General features: G+C 70.2%; 19 protein-coding genes. 11 read left to right on the plus strand and 8 right to left on the minus strand.

The window, feature by feature from the left end; translation table 11 throughout:
• Positions 1-99: 99 nt before the first annotated feature.
• Positions 100-1,848: a sensor histidine kinase gene (locus H504_RS0103345; RefSeq protein ID WP_026421614.1), complete on the plus strand. Its 1,749-nt coding sequence runs from the start codon at positions 100-102 to the stop codon at positions 1,846-1,848.
• 75 nt (positions 1,849-1,923) lie between these two features.
• Entirely contained in the window at positions 1,924-2,565 is a 642-nt protein-coding gene (locus tag H504_RS0103350) for a PP2C family protein-serine/threonine phosphatase (RefSeq protein WP_026421615.1), read from the plus strand.
• On the opposite strand, the gene H504_RS0103355 is transcribed toward H504_RS0103350, so the two are convergent.
• From H504_RS0103355 to flgN, 8 genes are all read right to left on the minus strand, one after another.
• The gene (locus tag H504_RS0103355; RefSeq protein WP_026421616.1) at positions 2,562-3,137 is read right to left on the minus strand and encodes an NADPH-dependent FMN reductase; all 576 of its coding nucleotides are present in this window, start codon (positions 3,135-3,137) and stop codon (positions 2,562-2,564) included. The two genes, H504_RS0103350 and H504_RS0103355, sit on opposite strands and share 4 nt — an antisense overlap.
• Positions 3,138-4,607: 1,470 nt before the next feature.
• Positions 4,608-6,539 (minus strand): methyl-accepting chemotaxis protein, encoded by a 1,932-nt coding sequence (locus tag H504_RS33090; protein ID WP_051385441.1) that lies wholly within the window; start codon positions 6,537-6,539, stop codon positions 4,608-4,610.
• A 102-nt stretch (positions 6,540-6,641) separates the two neighbouring features.
• Complete coding sequence (locus H504_RS0103365) at positions 6,642-8,606, minus strand: APC family permease (protein ID WP_026421617.1); 1,965 nt, start codon at positions 8,604-8,606, stop codon at positions 6,642-6,644.
• A 936-nt stretch (positions 8,607-9,542) separates the two neighbouring features.
• The gene (gene csrA / locus H504_RS43960) at positions 9,543-9,830 is read right to left on the minus strand and encodes a carbon storage regulator CsrA (RefSeq protein ID WP_051385442.1); all 288 of its coding nucleotides are present in this window, start codon (positions 9,828-9,830) and stop codon (positions 9,543-9,545) included.
• Between the two features lie 27 nt (positions 9,831-9,857).
• Positions 9,858-10,310 (minus strand): flagellar assembly protein FliW, encoded by a 453-nt coding sequence (gene fliW, locus H504_RS0103375; protein ID WP_026421618.1) that lies wholly within the window; start codon positions 10,308-10,310, stop codon positions 9,858-9,860.
• Positions 10,307-11,200 (minus strand): flagellin N-terminal helical domain-containing protein, encoded by an 894-nt coding sequence (locus H504_RS0103380; protein ID WP_026421619.1) that lies wholly within the window; start codon positions 11,198-11,200, stop codon positions 10,307-10,309. The genes fliW and H504_RS0103380 overlap by 4 nt, the downstream gene beginning before the upstream one ends.
• A 3-nt stretch (positions 11,201-11,203) precedes the next feature.
• The gene (gene flgK, locus H504_RS0103385; RefSeq protein WP_026421620.1) at positions 11,204-12,589 is read right to left on the minus strand and encodes a flagellar hook-associated protein FlgK; all 1,386 of its coding nucleotides are present in this window, start codon (positions 12,587-12,589) and stop codon (positions 11,204-11,206) included.
• Positions 12,590-13,078 carry a flagellar export chaperone FlgN gene (flgN, locus tag H504_RS0103390; protein ID WP_026421621.1) on the minus strand — a complete coding sequence of 163 codons (489 nt, stop codon included), beginning with the start codon at positions 13,076-13,078 and terminating at the stop codon, positions 12,590-12,592. It abuts the gene before it with no gap.
• Between the two features lie 221 nt (positions 13,079-13,299).
• Here flgN and H504_RS0103395 point away from each other — a divergent pair, with 221 nt between their 5' ends.
• The 9 genes from H504_RS0103395 (at position 13,300) to fliF (ending at position 21,152) form a co-directional block, all read left to right on the plus strand.
• Positions 13,300-14,166 carry a sigma-70 family RNA polymerase sigma factor gene (locus H504_RS0103395; RefSeq protein WP_026421622.1) on the plus strand — a complete coding sequence of 289 codons (867 nt, stop codon included), beginning with the start codon at positions 13,300-13,302 and terminating at the stop codon, positions 14,164-14,166.
• Positions 14,167-14,279: 113 nt separating this feature from the next.
• Positions 14,280-15,452: a flagellin N-terminal helical domain-containing protein gene (locus H504_RS0103400; RefSeq protein WP_026421623.1), complete on the plus strand. Its 1,173-nt coding sequence runs from the start codon at positions 14,280-14,282 to the stop codon at positions 15,450-15,452.
• A gap of 132 nt (positions 15,453-15,584) precedes the next feature.
• Complete coding sequence (gene fliD / locus H504_RS0103405) at positions 15,585-16,886, plus strand: flagellar filament capping protein FliD (protein ID WP_026421624.1); 1,302 nt, start codon at positions 15,585-15,587, stop codon at positions 16,884-16,886.
• A gap of 11 nt (positions 16,887-16,897) precedes the next feature.
• The gene (fliS, locus tag H504_RS0103410; RefSeq protein WP_026421625.1) at positions 16,898-17,290 is read left to right on the plus strand and encodes a flagellar export chaperone FliS; all 393 of its coding nucleotides are present in this window, start codon (positions 16,898-16,900) and stop codon (positions 17,288-17,290) included.
• Positions 17,287-17,658: a hypothetical protein gene (locus H504_RS33100; protein WP_051385443.1), complete on the plus strand. Its 372-nt coding sequence runs from the start codon at positions 17,287-17,289 to the stop codon at positions 17,656-17,658. The genes fliS and H504_RS33100 overlap by 4 nt, the downstream gene beginning before the upstream one ends.
• Positions 17,659-18,425: 767 nt before the next feature.
• On the plus strand, positions 18,426-18,776 hold the full coding sequence (locus tag H504_RS0103420; protein WP_026421626.1) for a flagellar basal body rod protein FlgB: 351 nt from the start codon (positions 18,426-18,428) through the stop codon (positions 18,774-18,776).
• A gap of 2 nt (positions 18,777-18,778) precedes the next feature.
• Positions 18,779-19,171 (plus strand): flagellar basal body rod protein FlgC, encoded by a 393-nt coding sequence (locus H504_RS0103425; protein WP_035303185.1) that lies wholly within the window; start codon positions 18,779-18,781, stop codon positions 19,169-19,171.
• Positions 19,168-19,488 (plus strand): flagellar hook-basal body complex protein FliE, encoded by a 321-nt coding sequence (gene fliE / locus H504_RS0103430; protein ID WP_026421628.1) that lies wholly within the window; start codon positions 19,168-19,170, stop codon positions 19,486-19,488. Before H504_RS0103425 ends, fliE begins: the two co-directional genes overlap by 4 nt.
• On the plus strand, positions 19,485-21,152 hold the full coding sequence (gene fliF, locus H504_RS0103435) for a flagellar basal-body MS-ring/collar protein FliF (RefSeq protein ID WP_026421629.1): 1,668 nt from the start codon (positions 19,485-19,487) through the stop codon (positions 21,150-21,152). Before fliE ends, fliF begins: the two co-directional genes overlap by 4 nt.
• Positions 21,153-21,158 lie beyond the last annotated feature (6 nt).

Genomic DNA, 21,158 nt, shown 5'->3' on the forward strand with positions numbered 1-21,158 from the left:
CATCGGGTGGTGGCCGGTAGCGAAACCGGTGCGGAACGGTTGTCCCGACCGAGACCGGGGGGTCCACGTTCGACACACTGATCACGACAAGGAGGTCAGATGGCGGACACCACCGCGGGTTCCCCGTGGGACTGCGCGGCCGCGGTGCGCGCCGTGACGTGGGCCGACCGCTCGGGCCGGGCCGTCCACGCCGCGCTCGCCCTGCTGCGCGCCCTGCCCGGGGTGGTCGACGCGGGGGTCGGGTCCCCGGTGGACGGTGCGACCACCACCGTCGCGCTGACCTCCGGCGGGGTGGTGTCGGTGCGCTGCGACGGCGAGCCGGACCCGCGGCTGGCCCCGCTGGTGGACACCGTGGCGGCCACCCTGGACGCGGCGCGGGCGGACGAGGTGATCGACTTCCGGGACGCGGTGATCGCCCAGATGCCCAGCATCGCCGCCCTGTTCGGCCCGGACGACCTGCTCCGCTGGAGCAACATGGTGCACTGGCCGGACGGCACCCCGGTCCGCTACGGCGAGACCACGCTGTCCGCGATCACCGCGCTGGTGCACCCGGACGACCAGGCCGCGCTCGGCGCACTGCTGGCGGCGCTGCGCACCGACCACCCCGGCGGCCAGGTCCGGCACACGGCCAGGGTGCGCACCCCGGTGGGCTGGCGGGTGCTCGACATCGACCTGCTGGACCGGTTCGACGACCCGGTGATCGGTGGCCTGGTCGCCTTCGCGCACGACGTGACCGAGCTGCAGGAAGCCCAGCGGCGCAACAAGGTCACCGCGACCCGGCTCAAGGTGCTCGTCGACTCGCTGCAGGTCGGGGTGCTGCTGCAGGACGACGACCGGGTGCTGATGATCGCCAACACGACCGCGACCACGATCCTGGAGCTGCGCAAGCCCCCGGCGGAACTGGGTGGGCTGCCCGCCGAGGTGGTGCGCGGCCTGCGCGGCATGCCGCCCGAGTACTACGCGGAGCTCGACGAGCTCGCCCGCCGGTGCATGGCCGAGGGGGTGCCGGTGCGCGGGGCGGTGGTGAACCTCGGGCCGAACCGGGTGGTGGAGGTGGACTTCGTCCCGGTCGAGGTGAGCGAGGAACACCTGGGGCACCTGTGGGTGCTGCGGGATGTCACCGAGCAGGTGGAGTCGCAACGCTCGCTGCGCCGCCGCAACGCGGAGCTGTCCCGGTTGGCGTCGTTGAAGACCGAGTTCATCGCGACCGTGTCGCACGAGCTGCGCACCCCGCTGACGACGTTGACCTCGTTGGCACCGCTGCTGATCGACGGCCACGGCGACCCGACGCTGGCGCAGGCGGTCGACCGGAACGTGCACCGGATGGCGACCCTGGTCGAGACGCTGCTGTTCCTGGCCGGGCTCGAGTCGCACAGCCGGACGTTGACGTTGACGCCGATCACGATGGAATCGTTGGTGAGCGAGCAGATCGCCACCCTGTCGTCGGCCGCGGCGGCCCGCACGGTCGCCGTGCGCGACACCACGGCCGAGCGGACGACGGTGCTCTCCGGCGACCGGGACCTGTTGGCGCGCATGATCCACCACATCGTCGCCGCCGCGATCGGCAGCTCACCACCGTCGGCCGCGGTGCACGTGCACTCGGTCGGCGCGATCACCGGGTGGGTGCTGGAGGTCACCGACGAGAACCCGCTGCCCGGCGACTCCGGCAGGCTGTTCACCAGCATGCCCAGCGGCGAGAGCGACCCGCTGATGGGCTCCGGCCTCGGCCTGGTGCTGGCGCGCGCCATCGCCGAGCGGCACGGCGGCGAGATGCTGCTGGAACCCGCGCACAGCGGCCGCGGCACGACGATCCGGGTGGAACTCCCGCTCGCGGGCCCCGGTTCATAGGGTCCGGTCAGCGGCGGCACAGGAAACGCACAGGGCGCGGGTCGATCCTCGGTGGTGGAGAAGAGGAGGCCCGGAATGAACCCCACCTGGCACCTGGCCGGAGCCCAGGGCACCCGGCACGTCAACGCGGACGCGGTCGCCTCCCGCGGTGGCCGGGTCTTCGCGCTGGCCGACGGCATCGGCGACAACGCGGTCGCGGCGGGAGCGGCCAAACTCGCCGCCACCACCGCTGTGATGGCGGCCTCGCCGCGCGAGGGTGTCCTTGCCGCCCAACAAGCCCTGCGCGCCCTGCCATCCGGCGACTGCGTGTTGGTCGTCGCGCACGTCACCGACCTCGGCTACCGGGTGGCCTGGGTGGGCGACGCCCGCGCGTACACGTGGGACGGCACGGTGGTCCGGCAACTCACCCACGACCACACGATCGCCCAGTACTTCGCCGACCGGGGCGTCGAAGTGGCCGCACACCTGGCGAACGTCGTGACTTCGAGCGTCCGCACCGCAACCGACATCGGCGAGGTGGACACCTACCACCGGGGCGGCCTGCTGCTCACCAGCGACGGTGTCCACAAGGGACTGTCCGACACCTCGATCGCCTCCCTGGTCCGGCGCTCACCCGACCCGGCCGCGGCACTCGTGTCATCGGCCCCCGGCAACGACAACGCGACCGCGCTCATGGTGGAACGCGGCGCGGAACTGCCGATCTTCGTCGCCGCCTAGACGGACGCGGAGGTCTCCTGCCGCAGCGGTGCGAGCGCGGTGCTCCAGGCGACAACCTGGTCGAGCATCGTCGTGACGGCAGGCCGGTTGTAGTCATTCGGCTTGAACACGGAGAAATTCTCGAACTCGGTGAGCAACGACAGCACGACCTGCTGCCGCACATCAGCCATCTGCAACTCCCCCGCGACAAGCCGCAGGTGCTCCACGGCCCGCGCACCCCCGGCCGACCCGTAGGAGACGAACCCGACGGCCTTGTTGTTCCACTCCGCGTACAAGAAGTCGATGGCGTTCTTGAGGACCCCGGACGTACTGTGGTTGTACTCCGGGGTGACCATGACGAACCCGTCATAGGCCGCGATCTTCGCCGCCCACTCGCGGGTGTGCTCGTTCTGGTACTGCCCAAGCGACGCCGGAATCGGCTCGTCCAAGTGCGGCAACGGGTAGTCGCGCAGATCGATCAGGTCGAAATCCGCGTCCCCCCGCCCGTCGGCCAGCCCGTACACCCACCTGGCCACCTGCTCCCCCACCCGATTCGGCCGCGTACTCCCGATGATGATGCCGATCCGCGTCATATGCCCAGCCCTCCTGGTCGATTCGTGCCTTTCGGAGCGTACGACGACTTTTGTGCCACCTCGGCTTCCGCGGTGGTGGTTGAACCTCTTTTCGTTGCCCCACCAGGTAAGTGTCGGTCTGTGTCCTGTCCGGACTTCACCCGTCCAGGCGACAAAACTTATCCACAGGCTGGCTCTGTCGGCCCGTTGCCAAGATCCACTGTCGGTGAGGGCCAGTAGACTGGCCTCGGGGACGCCCCCCGGGAAGGGTGGGGGCCGGGCTGCGCCCGGTGGGGCGGCGGTAAGAGGTGGTGGTTGGGGGGTGTGGCTGGGGTAGGGCTGGTAGTTGAGTGGGTTGTGCGATCATGGGCGGGGTGTGGGGGCGGCGGCAGAAAGTGAATGAGAATTGGCGTTGGCCGCTCTGAACCCGCAGGTCAAGAAGTGTCCTCCCCGCGCACGCGGGGCTGTTCCCCACCACCGAGATGTTGGCTTGGGGCTTACGGAGTCCTCCCCGCGCACGCGGGGCTGTTCCCCCGCTCGCCTAGGAGAAGACCGGCATGACGCAGTCCTCCCCGCGCACGCGGGGCTGTTCCGTGCACATGTGCACTTGTACAGTGGTCGTGGGTGTCCTCCCCGCGCACGCGGGGCTGTTCCGATCGGTCGCGGGCTGCCCCATTGTGATCCCTTGTCCTCCCCGCGCACGCGGGGCTGTTCCCACCGCAGTCGGGGCTGATCGCCGGGTGGCGCGGTCCTCCCCGCGCACGCGGGGCTGTTCCCAGCAGGCTGGCGTAGGTGTGCCGCAGGGTGTGGTCCTCCCCGCGCACGCGGGGCTGTTCCCAACCCGAGTGGTCCGCGACCTCCACCGTCAACGTCCTCCCCGCGCACGCGGGGCTGTTCCCTTGAGGACGTGCGCGGCCACCACAGCCGGACCGTCCTCCCCGCGCACGCGGGGCTGTTCCAGCTCGGGCAGGCGCTTGGGGTTCCAGCGGTCGTCCTTCCCGCGTACGCGGGGCTGTTCCCCCGGCGACACCCAGCAGCCAGGCCGTGGCCTGGTCCTCCCCGCGCACGCGGGGCTGTTCCGCGAAGTACTTCGCCTGGTCGACCTTGAGCATGTCCTCCCCACGCACGCGGGGCTGTTCCCAGCTTGGCGTCGTAAGTGGGGACGAGGGGGATGTCATCCCCGCGCACGCGGGGCTGTTCCGTTGACGCGCTCTTTCTCCCGCACCCCGGCGACGTCATCCCCGTGCACGCGGGGCTGCTTCCTTGGTCCACAGCGCGAGCGGGCTCGCCCACACGTCGTCCCCGTGTGCGCGGGGCTGTTCCCGAGTTCGTCCGGGGCGGATATTTGTGGCTTCCGCGGTCCCCGTGCACGCAGGGCTGGTCCGGACGGCTCGCGGGCTAGTTCGGGTGTTGGTGGGGCCATTGCGGGTGGGGCTCGGCAGCCCCAGCCGGTGAAGGGCGGGGCGGGTGGGGCTGCCGAGGGTTGAGGGGTTAGATGGTGAAGCGGCCGACGATGCCGCGCATGCGTTCGGCGGTGCCTGCGAGTTCGTCGGCGGCGAGGGCGGTCGACACGGCGCCTGCGGTGGTTTGGCGGTTGTCGTCGACGACGGTGGTGATGCCGGTGGCGATGTCGCGGGCGTCGGCGGCGACCTGGCTGATGGCGCGGCTCATGTCGCCGGTGGTGGCGGACTGCTCCTCCACGGCGGCGGCGATGGTGGTTTGGAACTCGTTGATCCGGCCGATGACGGTGGCGATGCCCGCGATGGCGGCGACGGCGGCCCGTGCGTCCGACTGGATCGTCTCGACGCGGGCGGAGATGTCGCCGGTGGCCCGGCTCGTCTCCTGGGCCAGGTCCTTGACCTCGCTGGCGACGACCGCGAAGCCCTTGCCGGACTCGCCCGCCCTGGCCGCCTCGATGGTCGCGTTCAGCGCCAACAGGTTCGTCTGGTCGGCGATGGCGGTGATGACCTTGACGACCTCGCCGATCTGCTTGGAGCTGTCCTCCAGCCGGGCGATGGTGGCCTGCGTCGCCACCGCGGCGTCCGCGGCCTCGTCGGCGACGGCGGCGGCGCGGCTGGCGCCGCTGGAGATCTCGTCGATGGCGGCGGTCATGCCCTCGGCGCCGGTGGACACCTCGGACACGTGCTCGGACACCTGGTTGGCGATGTCGCCGACCTCGCCCGCCCGGCTCACGCTGGACTCGGCGTTGCGGCGCAGCTCGCCGGACACGGCGGACAGCTCGGTCGAGGCGCTGGCGACGCCCTCGGCGTTGCCCTGCAGCTCCTCGATGGCGGACTTGACCCGGCCGAGGGCGTCGTTGAGCGCGGTGCCCATCTGGCCGACCTCGTCGCCGGTGTCGACGACGACGCGCTGGGTGAGGTCACCGGCGGCCAGGGCGCGCAGGGTGCCGACGGTGCGGCGCAGCGGCACGGTGGCCGACAGGTAGAAACCGACCAGCAGGTAGCCGACCAGCAGCACGGCGAACAGGGTGGCGAGCTCGACCACCAGGGCCTTCTGCTCGAACCCGGAGATCCGGGTGTCCAGCAGCCCGTCCAGCTCGGGGCCGAGCTTGTCCACCAGGTCGGCGGCGGCGGCGCGGGCCGCGTCCCCCGCGGCGGCGGTGATCGCGGTCAGCGAACCCGACGACACGGCGGTGTTGACCTGGGTCAGCACGGCGCCGACCGCGGTCCGCTCGGCGTCCACAGTGGACTGCAGGGCGACCAGCGACGACCGCTCGGTCTGGGCCAGCGAGGTCTTCAGGCCGGTGTCGACGGCGTCCTGGGTGCTGGCCAGCGCGCCCGCGGCCTTGGCCAGGGCGAGCCGGGTGGTCTCGGCCCGCTTGTCGGAGCCGTCCCGCACGGCGAGGGTGGCGTCGTCGACGACCTGACCGGTGAGGTCGAGCAGGGCCGGGAGCCGGAACACGAGCGCGTCCATGACGTAGTAAGAGTCGAGGTCCGGGTCCAGGGTCAGGTTCGAGGCGTCGGAGATGTGCACGGCCAGCGTCAGCAGGGCGTTGGTCGCGGTGGTGTAGGCGTCGTAGGCGGTCTGGCCCGCGCCAGCGGCGGTCGCGGTGGACAGGGCGGACTTGGCCTCCTGCCACGACGACGACACGCCCAACTCGGCGCCGTACTGCTTGTCGACGGCGTCCACGGCGGTCACCTTGTCGGCGAACGACGACGCGGCCGAGCCGGACGACGCGGTCTTGCGGGCGTCGACGGCGGCGCTGGTCAGGGTCAGGACCGGGCGCAGGTAGGCGACGCCGTCGCGCTCCTGCGCGCTGAAGTCGACCTGCGAGGTCTGGATGCCGATGTAGCCCCAGGCGACGAAGCCGAGCGGCAGCAGCAGCACGACGGTCAGCAACAGGATCTTGTAGGCGTACTTCAGTCTGCCGAGTAGAGCACTCGCGGGCGCGAACAGGGACACGGCCTACTCCTCACCGAGGGCACGTTCGTTTCCCGGACACTCGGCTCGGCCGCCGTGCAGTTAAGGACATCACCCCCGAAAGGGGCAGGTCGCTACCGGAACTCACCCGACGTGCACCCCGGGCCTGCGCCGGGGGTCCGGTTCGGCGGTGCGCAGGATCTCCCGGGTGACCGGGGCCGTGTCGCCCTGGCCGAGCAGCAGGTACCGGAACAGGTGGGTGATGGGGTTGCCCTCGGACCACTCGAAGTAGCAGCGCGGCCGCACCCCGGTGGCGTCGCGCAGCGCCAGCAGGATCGCGGCGATCGCGTTCGGCGCGGCGGGGCTGTCCGCGCGCAGCACCCGGTGGCCGTTGACGTCGACTCCGCGCACCCGCAGCACGTCGCTGAAGTCGGACGGGTCGATCACGTCGATCTCCAGGAACAGCACGTCGGCCGAGCCGGGCACCGGGTTGAGGCCGCGCTGCTCGGCCTCCTTCGCGGCGTACTCGGCCGCGTCGCCCGCCTGCCGCTTGTTGGCGATGATGCTCAACCGGCCGTCGTGCTCGATGGAGTCGGTGACGAACCGGCGGGCCTCCTCGTCGAACTCGATCCGCTCGGCGCGCAGCTCGGTGGTCCGGGTGACCCGGGAGATCAGCGACACGACGATGATCGCGGCGACGAAGATGGCCGAGATGGCGATCCCGTCCGGCTTCTCGATCACGTTGGCCACCAGCGCGTAGAGCAGCACCAGGGTCAGCACCGAGAACCCGACCCCGGAGGCGGCGTGCTTGCGGCGGATCGCGGAGACGGTGACGGCGAACGCGCCGGACACCATCATCGCCAGGATGCCGGTGGCGTAGGCCCCGGCCTGGGCGTCGACGTTCGCGTCGAACGCGATGGTGATGCCGATGTTGGTGGCGGTGTAGACCAGCACGACCGGGCGGACCGCGCGGCCCCACTCCGGCGCCATCCCGTAGGACGGCAGGTAGCGCGGCACGATGTTGATCAGGCCCGCCATCGCCGACGCGCCCGCGAACCACAGGATGAGCACGCTGCTGACGTCGTAGGCGGTGCCGAACACCTCACCCAACCGGCTGTGCGCGAGGTACGCCAGCGCGCGGCCGACCGCCTGGCCGCCCGGCTGGAACTCCTTCGCCGGGATCAGCACGGTGGTGATCAGGCTGGTGGACACGAGGTACACCGACATGATCACGGCAGCGGTGGTGAGCAGCTTGCGGGTGTTGTGGATCCGGTTCGCCAGCCGCTGCTCGCCCTTCCCCTTCGCGGCGATCAGCGGCATCATGCTGACCCCGGTCTCGAACCCGGACAGGCCGAGCACCAGCAGCGGGAAGGCCAGGACGGCGGTACCGGCGAGGTTGCCGCCCGAGGTCAACGCGGTCCACCAGTCCGACAACTGCGCGCCGTGGCCGAACAACTCCCCCAACCCGACCACGACGATGACCGCGTTGAGCGCGAGGAACACCGCGACCAGCGGGATCGCCACCGACACGGCCTCGCTGAAGCCGAGCAGGAACACCCCGCCCAGCACCAGCAACAGGACCACGGTCACCCACACCTCGCGGCCGTGCAGGAACGACGGGAAGAACGGGTTCTCCACCATGTGCACCGTCGCGTCCGCCGCCGACAACGTGATGGTGATGATCCACGAGGTGGCGACGAACCCGAGCAGCACCAGCACGAACACCTTGCCCCGCCAGAACGGCAGCAGCTTCTCCAGCATCGCCACCGAACCCTGCCCGTTCGGGCTCTCCTTGGCGACGCGCCGGTACATCGGCAACATGCCGAACAACGTCAACGCCACGATCAGCAACGTCGCGATCGGCGAGATGGCCCCCGCCGCCACCACGGCGATGGCGGGCAGGTACGAGAGCGTGGAGAAGTAGTCGACCCCGGTGAGGCACATGACCTTCCACCAGGCCTGCGGCTCCCCGTGCTCCTCCTCACTGGCCCGCCCCACCGGCTGCACCCGGTGCTCCATCAGCCACCTGGTCACCGCCCGCCGCGGCGGACCCCCCTCCGTCGGCGAGTCCACCTCCGCCGGGAGCAGGTACTCCGGTTCGGTGCTCATCTCGTCCCTGCCGGGGGTGGCGTGCTGCACGGGGTGAAGCATGCCGCATCCGAGTCCATCCCGTGGACCACGCCACTCCACCCACCCGTGTCCGTGATCACCACCCGCGACGTCGATGCCGACTGAGCAGCCCCCGAATCCAGCCTAGTGGGGGGCACCGACAGAAACCGGCTCCCGCGTGGCGGCCTGTGGACAACCTCGACGGCCGGCCGTTCGACACCACCGGCGCGGCCACGTTCGAGGCACAGCGTCAAGATCAAGCCGGTGCGAGCAGCCCCCGAATCCAGCCTAATGGGGCGACCCGGGCCGAGACCGGAGTGAGCGGGAGGCTGTGGACGAACAGCCGCGATGGGGATGGTCGAGGTTCGAGCCGACCTGGGGGTCCACACACAGCCGAGCTGTCCACACCCTCAGCGCAGGACCGGGCTCCCGTCGGTGCCGCCCACTAGGCTCGATTCGGGGGCTGCTCGCACCGGTTCGATCTTGAACCCGGCGACGTGGGCCGCTGACAACCCGGCACCGCGGCATCCATCGAGTTGTCCACAGGTCACCACGCGGGACCGCGTTCCTGTCGGTGCCCCTGGCTAGGCTCGATTCGGGGCTGCTGAGGCCGATTCGATCTTGAACCAGACGGAGTGGGCCGGTGGCAGCCGGGCACCGCGGCATCCATCGAGCTGCCCACAGGCCGCCACGCGGGACCCGATTTCTGTCGGCATCCCCGGCATAGGCCCGAACCGGGGGCTGCTCAGGCCGACTCGACGCGCCCGCGCCCCACAGGGGTCCGGTGAGGGGCGCGTGCGGCAGCCCCTCAGCGACTGTCCACAGGCCGCCGGGCTGTCCACAGCCCCAGCGCAGGACCGGATTCCCGTCGGTGCTGCCCACTAGGCTGGAATCGGGGGCTGTTCAGCGCAGTCGATCTTCGTGCGGGGAGCTGACCTACTCGGCTGGGGGCTTGGGTGGGCGCGGTGGGGGGACCGGGCCTGGGTGGCCCGGTCCCCGGTTGCGCAGGGCGTCCGACAGGAGGGCCGCGGCTTGTTCGCCCGTGCGGGCGGCGGCCTCGTTGGCGCGGCGGAGTTCGCGGTAGACCTCGTCGCGGTGGACCGCGACGGAGCGGGGGGCCTGGATGCCGACGCGGACCACGTCGCCGCGGATGTCGAGGACGGTGACGGTGACCTCGTCTCCGATGCGGACGCTCTCGCCGGTTCGACGGGTCAGCACCAGCACGTGATCACTCCTGTCGAAGCGCGGTGTTCAGGCGGGCAGCAGTCGGGCGCGGATGGGGAGATCTTCCTCCAGGATGACCTGCGCCGCTCGTCGGGTGCTCTGGTCGACGATGACCGGGGCGAGCAGGTTGGCGGTGGCCTCGGCGACCGAACCGGCGGCGGTGACCACGAGCAGGACCAGCAGGTCGGCCGGGTCGGTGGTGCCGAGCTGCTCGAGGACCTGGGTGCTGACCTCGGGCGCGTAGTCGGGGAAGAACGGCGCGGGTGGGACCACCAGGAACCGCAGTTCCGGCTCCTCCACCGAGCGCAGGGTGAACAGCGGCCCGTCCTCGTCCACGGCGACCAGCGCGAACTCGCGGTGGTCGGGGAACCCCGGGATGGGGGTGCGGAACTCGATGGTGGGCAGGCCGTGCTCGGCGCCTGCGGTGGACTCGGTGCTCACGGCGGACGCCGCACCTCCTCGGGCCAGGGTGGCGGTCATCGCAGGAAGTCCAGCAGGGAGGGCTGGACGACCCGCGCGGTGGCGGCGAGGGCGGCCTGGTAGCCCGCGGTCTGCGTCTGCAGGCTGATGATCGCCTTGGCCATGTCGATGTCCTCGATGTCGGTCAACCGCGAGTTCAGCGCCACGGTCTGCGTGCCCGCCGTGTCCTGGGCCGCGGTGAGCTGACTGTACCGACTGCCGATGGAGGTCAACTCCGTGTCGACCCGCGTCTTCGCCGAATCCAACCGATCGAGGTCACCGGTGAGCCCGGACGTGCTGCCGTTGGTCAGGTTGGTCGCGATGGACCCCAGCACGTCGAACACGCTGCTGCCCGCGGTGGTGCCGAACACGTCACCCGACACGTCGACGCGCACCTGGGTGTTGTCGCCGACGCGGCGCATGACCGTGCCGGTGTCACCCAGGTAGGCGCCGGTGTCGTCGAACGCGCGGGTGGACGCGCTGGTGCCGCCGAACACCGGGCGACCGAGGTAGCTCGTGTTGGCCAGGCCGATCATGCTGTCCCGGATGGTGCCGATCTCGGTGGCGATGCCCGCGCGGGCGGCCGGGTCGCTGGCCGCGGGCTCGGACTTGCCCTGCAGCACCAGGTCGCGGGCGCGGTTGAGCAGGTCGGTGGCGCTGGTCAACGCGTTCTCCGCGGTGCTGATGCGGGCGACGCCGTCGGTGGCGCTGCGGGTGTAGCGGTCGCGGGTCGCGATGTCCTGGCGGACCTGCATGGCCGAGACGACGCCGGTCGGCGAGTCGGACGGCTTCGAGACCTGCTTGCCGGTGGTGATCTGCTCGCGCAGCGTGTCCAGGTTGTTGGAGCTGGTGCGCAGGCCGGAGAGCACGCGCAGTTGGGTCGACTGTTCCGTGACGCGGAAGCCGGACATCGGTTAAGCCCCCATCCGGTTGATCAGGGTGTCCAACATGGAGTCAACGGCGCTCATCACCTTGGCAGCGGCCTCGTAGGAGCGCTGGTAGGACAGCATCGAGGTGAGCTCCTCGTCGAGGTTGACCCCGGACGCGGCTGACCGCGCGGCGTCGACCTGGTCGGTGATGGTGCCCTGGGTGGCGGCGGCCTGGGCGGCGGCCTTGACCTTCATGCCGATGTCGGCGACGTTGGTCTGGTAAACCTGGTCGGCGCCGCCGGTGGCGGAGCCGAGCCGGGCCATCACGTCGGCGTTGCCGCCGTCGAGCGCCTTGGTGGCGCTGGACGACGCGGCGATCGCCTTGGGGTCGGTGGTGGTGACGGCGATGCCCGCGGCGGTGGTGCCGCTCATCAGCGCGCCGCCCGCGACACCGGCGGCGGTGAAGCCTGCCGCGTTGGCGGTGTTGACCTGGTTGACCAGGGTCTTGGCGACGTTGTCGAACCGGGTCAACTGGTCGGTCAGCGTCGTGTTGAGCCCGGTGAGCAGTGCGCCCGCCTTGCCGCCCGTCCCGGTGACCGCCGTGGCGTTGTCCGTCCACTGCAGGGTGACGGCGTTGCCGCCCTGCGCGTCGGTGATGGTCGTGCCGCCCGCGACGGCGAGCTGGCGGGCGGTGGCGCCGGTCACCAGCGACGACCCGCCGATGGTCAGGTTGACCGCGTCGTCCGGGGTGCGGGTCACCTGCGCGCCGGTCATCTCCACCAGCGACAGCGCGACGGTGTCGCGCTGGTCGGCGAGCTCGTTGTAGCTGACCCCGGCCGCCTTGGCGCGCACGACCGAGTTGTTCAGGTCGGCCAGGCGCTGCGCGGCGGCGTTGATGTCGCTGGCGGTGCCGCCCAACTGGGTGCGGCGCCCGTCGAACTGGCCGGACAGCTCGCTGGCGGCGTTGCCCAGCGAGTTGGCGACGGACTGGGCGCGGGTCAGCAACTGGGTGCGGGCACCCTGGTCGCCGGGGTTGTCACCGACGTCGGTGAAACCCGCCCACAGGTTGGTCAACTGCGCCTGCAGGCCGTTGTCGCTGGGTTCGTTGTAGACGGTCTGGGCGTCGGTGAGCACCTCGCTGGTGGTGGTGAGCGAGGCGTTGCGCTCGTGCTCGGTGCGGACCCTGGCCTCGACGTAGGCGTCCTGCAGCCGGTTCACCGAGGTGACCTGCACGCCCTGGCCGGTGGAGTTCTTGTCCGGAGTGGACCAGAGGGCCGGGACCTGGGAGCCACCCACCGGGGTGGTTTCCAGGCGCTGCCGGGTGTACCCCTCGGTGCCCGCGTTCGCGATGTTCTGACCGGCCAGCTCCAGGCCCTGGCGCTGGGTGCGCAGGGCGGTGAGGGCGGTGTTGATCCCGCTGAAGGTGCTCATCTACAGGGCCTCGTCCACCAGTCGGGCGCCCACGGCGGCGGGCGCGGTGCTGCCGTCGGCCCGGTACAGGGCGGTCTCGCCGTCGCCGCGCACCACGCGCAGCGCCTCGGCGACCGCCCGGCGGCCGGACGTCAGCAGGTCTCGGTTGGCCTCCACAGCGGACTCGATTTCCGCCGAAAGAGTGGCAAGCGCGGTGCGGTGCTCGGCGAAGACGGCCTTCCACGGCTCGTCGAGTGCCTCGGTGAGCTGGGCCAGGCTCGGGCCGGGCGGCAGGCCCAGCGTGTCGGCGAGCTCGTCGACGGCGGCGGCGCGCAGCAGTTCGGTGCTCTGGATCCGCTCCAGCATCAGCTCGACCTCGTAGGTCGCCGACCCCAGCCACCTGGTGCGGCCCGCGGCCAGCAGCAGGCTCTCCACCTCCAGCTTGAACAGCAGGAGGGACAGCAGCTCGCGCTGCCGCCAGAGGATCGCCGAGGTCTCCACGGGGTTCATCTGCACTGCCTCCGGTAGGCGGGTCCGATGGTTCTCAACAAGCCCTATCGGCCCAGTGGGGGCACGCTTGAGGAAACCGCAGAAAACCGTTCCGAGAGTCGCACCCGAGACGCACCCGGGAGGCACTGGGGACGCACCCTCCGACCCCCACCTTTGACGTCATCAGGGCGGACACACCAACCGCCCGTGACGTCCCAGATGGATGAGCGGCGGAGGAAGCAATGTCCGAGAGCACCACCACCCGCACCACCGACACCGACGCCCTGATCGCGGCGAACCTGCCGCTGGTCGGCCACGTGGTGCGCGAGATGCTGGCTCGGGTCCCCGCGCACGTTCGGCGCGACGAGCTGTTCTCCGCGGGCTCGGAGGCGCTCGTCGCCGCCGCCAACGCCTACGACGCCGCCCGCGGCGTCCCGTTCCCGGCCTACGCCGCGGTGCGGGTGCGCGGCGCGCTGCTCGACGAGCTGCGCGGCCAGGACTGGGCGAGCCGCTCGGTGCGCGGCAAGGTCCGCAAGCTGGAGTCCGCCCGGGACGCCTTCGTCGCCGAGCACGGTCGGGTCCCCTCGGACGCCGAGCTGGCCGAGGCCATGGAGACCGACGTGCGCACCGTGGTGTCCATCCGGGACGACGTGCAGCGCTCGTTCGTGGTGAGCCTGCAGTCCGTGGTGTCCGACAGCCCCGAGGCCACCGAGATGGTCGTCCCGGACGAGCGCGGCACCCCCGAGGACCTCATCGTCGAGCGGGAGCGCATCGGCTACCTGCGCGACGCCGTCGAGGTGCTGCCGGAGCGGCTGCGCGTCGTCGTCGAGGAGTACTACTTCAACAGCCGCCCGATGGCCGAGATCGCCGAGAAGCTCGGGGTCACCGAGTCCCGCGTCTCGCAGTTGCGCGCCGAGGCCACCGCCCTGCTGCGCGAGGGCATCAACTCGCAGCTCGACCCGGAGCGGGTCGGCGCCACCGAGAAGCCGGACGGCTGCGCCGCGCGCCGCCGCGCGTCCTACTACGCCGCCGTCGCCGCCCAGGGCACCCTGCGTACCCGCTTGGCGAAGACGACCGTGCACGGCGTGCCGGTCGACCTGTCCGCCTGATTACCCCAAAAAAATCTTCCCGCCGTTCCTCAGATACCGGCGGGGATAACCGAAAGTTCCGTTGACGGCCCACGGAAGGGCCGACAAGGACTCTCTTCAAGGAGGAAAATCAAATGAGTCTGCGCATCAACTCCAACATCGCGGCCATGAACGCTTACCGCAACCTGTCGGTCAACGACAAGCAGATGTCGAGCTCCCTCGAGAAGCTCTCGTCTGGTCTGCGGATCAACCGTGCGGCGGACGACGCCGCTGGCATGTCGATCGCCCAGGGCCTCACCGCCCAGATCGGCGGCCTCAAGGTCGCGGGCCGCAACGCCCAGGACGGCGTCAACGTCGTTCAGACCGCCGACGGCGCGCTGAACGAGTCGGCTGCCATCCTGCAGCGCATGCGGGACCTGGCTGTCCAGTCGGCCAACGGCGGCTCGCAGGACACCAACGCCCAGGCGGCGGCTCAGACCGAGTTCGGCCAGCTCCAGTCGGAGCTGGACCGGATCGCGAAGACCACCTCCTTCGGCGGCCAGAAGCTGCTGGCCGTTGGCACCGCGGGCGGGGCCGCCTACGCCGGGTCCTTCCAGGTCGGCGCCAACAACACCACGGACGACCGCATCGACGTCACCCTCGACGCGACCGTCTTCGGTACCGCGGGCACCAAGGCCAGCAACACCCTGACCGGCACCTTCAGCAACGCCCTCGACGGTGAGTCCATCACCGCCACGCTGAACGGCACCGGCGCGACCGTCAAGCTGAACAACCCGACCAACCTTGACGACGTCGTGAACCAGCTCAACGCGAACAACAACTTCAGCTCCTCGTTCGTCGCCACCAAGTCGGGCGCGGACCTGAAGATCTCGTCCAAGGTCGCCGCCAACGAGACCATCGCCGTCACCTCGACCGCGTCCGGCCTCACCGCAGGCACCGCGACCGCGGGCACCTCCGGCTCCACCGCCACCGGCTTCGACAGCGCTGGCCTCGGTGTCGGTTCGTCGGTCAACCTGTCGAACACCGCGAACGCCCGCAACGCGATCGACTCCGTTGACTCGGCCATCAAGAGCCTGTCCACTGCTCGCGCCCAGCTCGGCGCGTACCAGAACCGGTTCGAGCACACCATCAACAACCTGAACGTCCAGGTGGAGAACCTCTCGGCGTCCAAGTCGGCGATCACCGACACCGACATGGCCGACGAGATGGTCAAGTTCACCCGCTCGCAGATCCTGTCCCAGGCCGGCACCGCGATGCTGGCCCAGGCGAACCAGGCTCCGCAGTCCGTTCTGAAGTTGCTGGGCTGAGTCAGCCGATTGGCCCGGGTACTGATCAGCCAGATCAGTACCCGGGCTTTTCTCATTATCCGGGCCACCCGGCCGAAGTAACGGGTGACGACCCGTGAGGTTCACGGAATCGACGGAGAAGAAGGCCAGGACATGACTAGTAGCGTCGACGGTCTCGTCAGTGGGCTGAACACCACCACCATCATCTCGCAGTTGATGACCATCGAGGCGGCCCCACAGGACCGCCTGAAGACCAAGGTCAGCGACCAGCAGACCCTCACCAGCGCCTACCAGGCGGTCAACGCCAAGATGCTGGCGGTGCAGAACGCGACGAAGGACCTGGCGACGGCCACCACCTGGACCGCGGTCAAGGGCGCCTCCTCGTCGAGCAACGTCACCGTGAGCACCTCGTCCACCGCGCTGACCGGCACCGCCACGTTCGACGTGAAGTACCTGGCCTCCGCGCACGTGATGACCTCCGCCGTGCCCTCTTCCGGCAACGTCGTCAACGGCAACAAGCTCACCTTCACCAAGCCGGACGGCACCTCGACCGACGTCAACATCACCACCAACACCGCGCAGGGCGTCGCCGACGCGATCAACTCGTCCAGCGCGGGCGTGCGGGCCAGCGTGATCACCACGACCAGCGGCCAGGTGCTGCAGTTCTCCGCCACCGGCACCGGCGCGGCCAAGTCGTTCACCGTCTCGGGCCTGACCAACTCCGCGAACGTGATGACCCAGGGCATCGACGGCCAGGTCAACGTTGGCGACCCGAACAACGGCGGCTACACGCTGTCCAGCTCGGACAACAGCTACACCGGCCTGATCCCCGGGGTCACCGTGACCGCCACCAAGGTCGAGTCCGGCGTCACCGTCACCACCACCGCCGACCCGTCCAAGGCGGCCCAGGCGATGGTGAACCTGGTCAACGCGGTCAACTCGGCACTGTCCACGATCGACTCGGCCAGCGCGTACAACCCGACCACCAAGACCGGCGGCCCGCTGACCGGCAACGCACTGGTGCGCAGCCTGCGCGAGTCGCTGCTCAGCGCGGTCAGCCAGGGCACCGGGTCCGGCAGCTTCGCGGCCAACGGGGTGTCGCTGAGCAAGGACGGGCAGCTCACCCTCGACCAGAGCGCCTTCCTCAACTCGATCACCAGCGACCCGGCGGGCACCAAGGCCAACCTGGGCACCACGCTGGGCGGCCGGTACAGCACCCTGGCCGACGACAACATCAACAGCACCACCGGCAAGATCACCCTGGTGATCCAGGCCGGGGACAGCTACGTGCGCTCGCTCAACGACCAGATCAGCGACTGGGACACCCGGCTGGCGGCCAAGAAGACCGCGCTGCAGACCCAGTACGCCAACCTGGAGACCGCGCTCGGCAAGCTCAAGGACCAGGCCAGTTGGCTCTCCGGTCAGCTCGCCAGCCTGCCCACCAGCAGCTCCTGAGGAGGCTCCTGATGACTTCCCCCGCGCTGCGCCAGCGCTACCTGGCTGACTCGATCACCACCGCGACCCCCGGTCGCCTGCTGGTGATGCTCTACGACCGGCTGTGCCTCGACCTCTCCCGCGGCGTCGACGCGCTCGCCGCGCAGGACCGGGAGAACGCGTCGGAACTGCTGCTGCACGCCCAGGACATCCTGCTGGAGCTGCAGGGCTCGCTGCGCCCCGACGCGTGGGCGGGCGGCCCGGAGCTGGCCAGCCTGTACTCGTACCTGCTCGCCGAGCTGATGCGGGCCAACATCAAGCAGGACGCCGACTCGGTCCGCCGCTGCCTGGCCATGGTCGAGCCGCTGCGCGACGCGTGGCGCGAGGCCGTGGAGACGCTGCCCGCGACGAACGGGGCGTCATGACCCGATCCGCCCCGACGACAACGGCGCCGGGCGCCGCGCCGGACACCACCGGCGCGTGGAACAGGGCCTGGGCCGAGGCGCTCGACCGCCTCGAGGCCGACGTCGCCTCAGCCGAGGCGCTGCTCGTCGACGAGCACATGCTGCGCGAGCTGCCCAAGTTCGACCCGTGGAAACCGCCTGCCGGACTGGGTCCGCTGCCGCTGGACATGCGCCCGCGCGCCGACGCCGTGCTGGCCCGGCAACTGCAACTGGCCACCAAGCTCGCCGCCGCCATGGCGGGCGCCGCCATGCACTCCCTGGTGGTGGGCAAGATGGTCGACGACTCCCACGACCGGGCACGTCCGAGCTTCGTGGACGTGGCGCTCTAGGCCCCTGGGACTTCCCAGGCCCGACAAAGCACTGGCAGACAACAGAAAACGCCAAGAGCGGCGGCACGGACACATCGTCCGTGCCGCCGCTCTCGTTGTCGCGCACCACCATCCCGAGCGTGAATCGGATGATCGCGGGCTCGTGGTCGTCCCGGGTGGGGTTTGGTCTCAGGACCGCGGTGGTCTCGCGGACCATCGGGTGAAACCGCGCTTGTCGCGAAGCGAGTCGCCTGGCCTGCTGCGACTCGGACAGAGCTCCGTCCTGGTCGCGCCGCACAGGAGCCGGGCGTGGGCGAGGTCGACGCGGCGTCCCCGGCGGTCGGCCGGGTGGGGCCCTCCAGGGCGATGGCGAAGGCGACAGTTGAGGTAGCGGCCGCAGGGGTAGCGGTCGGGCTGGTCGAACACGCCGAGCTCGACCAGCTCGTCCGACAGGTGGCCTCGTCGTGGCCCTCCTCCAAGCCGGTCTGGATGGGCGAACCGGAACGCACCCCGGCCGCGCCGGGAACATCAACCCCGGCGGCAGATGATTGTCCTGTGTGGATCTCCCGGTGATCGTCCGCTGATCGTCGGGAGATCCGCGTTTTTCTGGCCTGAGCTGCACGAAGAACACCCGAGTGGTACCCGAAGCGCACCCGATTTCGAGAGCGCGACCACAGACTTTTTCGTCAGCTCAAGCCAGACTCAGACGAACCAACGCGTGAGCACGGACCGCTCACCCCCACCCGCCACGGATCGGCGAACCGGCACCGCGAACAGGAGCACCGGTCGTGTTCGACGATCTGACCACCAAGGCCGTGCGGGCCTCGCTCGACGGTCTGGCGATGCGCCAGCGGGTCCAGGCGAACAACATCGCCAACATCGAGACCCCGGGCTTCAAGGCCAAGCGCGTCGACTTCGAGACCGCGCTGAGCCAGGCCATCTCCAGCGGTGACGGCGCCTCCGACGTGCGGGCCACCATCTCCACCTCCCCGCTGGCCGCCCGACAGGACGGCAACAACGTCAACATCGACGAAGAGACGTTGGGATCAACCGAGACCGGTCTGCGCTACCAGCTCATGCTGCGCGCGATGGACGACCGGTACGGCTTGGTCAGCACCGTCCTGAAGGGTGTGCGCTGACCATGTTCAACCTCATCGACACCGCCGCCAGTGGCGCCTCGGTGCACCGCAAGTGGATGGACGCGGTGTCCGACAACATCGCCAACATCAACAACGTCGCGCCGACCAGCGGCTCCGCCTTCCAGGAGCGCTTCGTGGTCGCGAAGGAACTCCCCTCGCACAACGGAACCGTGGTCAGCGAGATCCAGTCCGGCGACAAGACGGGTCGGGTCGTGTTCGAGCCGACCAACCCGCTCGCCGACGCCAAGGGGTACGTCCGCTACCCGGACATCGACCTCAGCTCGCAGATGGGCTACCTGATCATGGCCCAGCGTGGATACCAGGCCAACCTCGCCGTCGTCGAACGGGCCACCACGGCCTACCAGGCGGCCCTACAGCTGGGGAAGAACGCGTGACCACCCCCATCAGCGCGGTGACCGCCGCGATCTCGACGCCCGCCGTCGCCGCCCCCATCTCGTTGAGCGACACGTCCGCCGCAGGCTCCGCCTCCGGCACCAGCTTCGCCGGTCTGATCGGCAAGGCGCTGGAGAGCAACCAGGCCGCGCAGGACTCGGCTAGCCAGCTCGCCATCAAGGCGGCCACCGGTGACGACATCGACGTGCACAACTACCTCGCCGCCGCCACCGAGGCCAACCTGTCCACGCAGTTGACGGTCCAGGTCCGCAACAAGGCCGTCGAGGCCTTCCAGGAGATCATGAGGTTGCAGGCGTGAACCAGGACCGGATCATGGTGCTGCTGCGTCGTGTGGTGGACGGCTTCAAGGCGTTCACGCTGGGCCAGAAGATCGTGGTCGTCGGCGGCGTGCTCGTCGCCACCATCGGCGTCTGGGTCTACCTGCACTTCTTCTCGGCCACCACGAACTACTCGCCGCTGTTCACCAACCTGGCCGCGAAGGACGCCTCGGCGATCGTCGACCAGCTCAACACCGAGGGCGTCGCCTACCAGCTCGCCGACGGCGGGACCACGGTGATGGTGCCGACCGACTCGCTCTACGCGGAGCGGCTGAAGATGGCCTCCGCTGGCCTGCCCGCCTCGTCCGACACCGGCTACTCGCTGCTCGACCAGCAGGGCGTGACCACCTCGGAGTTCATGCAGCAGGTCACCTACCAGCGGGCGCTGGAGGGTGAGCTCACCAAGACCATCAAGGCGATCGACGGCGTGACCGGCGCGACCGTGCACCTGGCGATCCCCACCAAGGACGTGTTCTCCGACAGCACCTCCAAGCCGACCGCGTCGGTCATGGTGAGCAGCGGGGCGGGCAAGAAGCTCTCCGCCGACCAGGTGCAGACCATCGTGCACCTCGTCGCGTCCGCCGTGGAGGGCATGGACGCCAACGACGTCACCGTCGCCAGCTCCGACGGCACCGTGCTCGCCACCGCGGGCCAGTCCACCTCCGGCTCGACCAGCACCCGCGACCAGGAGACCGCCGCCTACGAGCAGCGCCTGTCCACCTCGCTGCAGTCGCTGCTCTCGCAGGTGGTCGGCGCCAACCACGCGGTGGTCAAGGTGACCGCGGACCTGGACTTCGACACCTCGGAGACCAAGAGCCAGACCTACACCAAGTCGACCGCCCCGGCGATCTCGGAGTCCACTTCGGACGAGACCTACACCGGCAACGGGGCGAGCGCGGCGGGCAGCGCCAACGGCGGCGTGCTCGGCCAGACCAACGGCACCACCGGCTCCACCACCACCGGTTCGAGCACCAGCACGGACGGCAGCGGCACCTACTCGCAGCAGAAGGCCGTGCGGGACAACGCGGTCAACTCGGTCATCGAGACCAGGCAGAACGCGCCGGGCACCGTCCGCAAGCTCGGTGTGGCCGTGCTGCTGGACTCCTCGACCGCGTCCAACGCCGACCTGGCGCAGATCCGCGAACTGGCCTCCTCCGCGGTCGGCCTGGACACCACCCGCGGCGACACCCTCGCCGTCAGCTCGATGAAGTTCGACACGAGCGCGCAGCAGTCCGCGCAGCAGGCGCTGGCGGGCCAGCAGGCCGATGACGCCAAGGCCAGCCAGATGTCGCTCATCAAGCAGGGCGCGGTCGGGCTCGCGGTGCTGGTGCTGCTGCTGGTGACCTGGTTCGCCACCCGCAGCCGCCGCAAGCGCTCCCGGGTGCTGCAGGCCGCCGAGATGCAGCGGCTGGACGAGATCAAGGCGGAGCTGGAGCGCACCAGGCAGGTCGCGCTCGAGGCCGCCGAGGACAAGGCCCGCCTCGAGGCCGCAGGCGAGCTGACCGCGCTGGGCGCGGGCAGCGGCGACGGCGTCGACGGCGGCGCGCAGGAGCGCAAGCTCAAGGAGATCGAGGCACTGGTCGACGAGCAGCCCGACGAGGTCGCGCGGTTGCTGCGCGGCTGGCTGGCCACGAAGGGAGCCTGACCCGAC

The organism is Actinokineospora inagensis DSM 44258 (assembly GCF_000482865.1).
GTDB classification, from domain to species: Bacteria; Actinomycetota; Actinomycetes; order Mycobacteriales; family Pseudonocardiaceae; genus Actinokineospora; species Actinokineospora inagensis.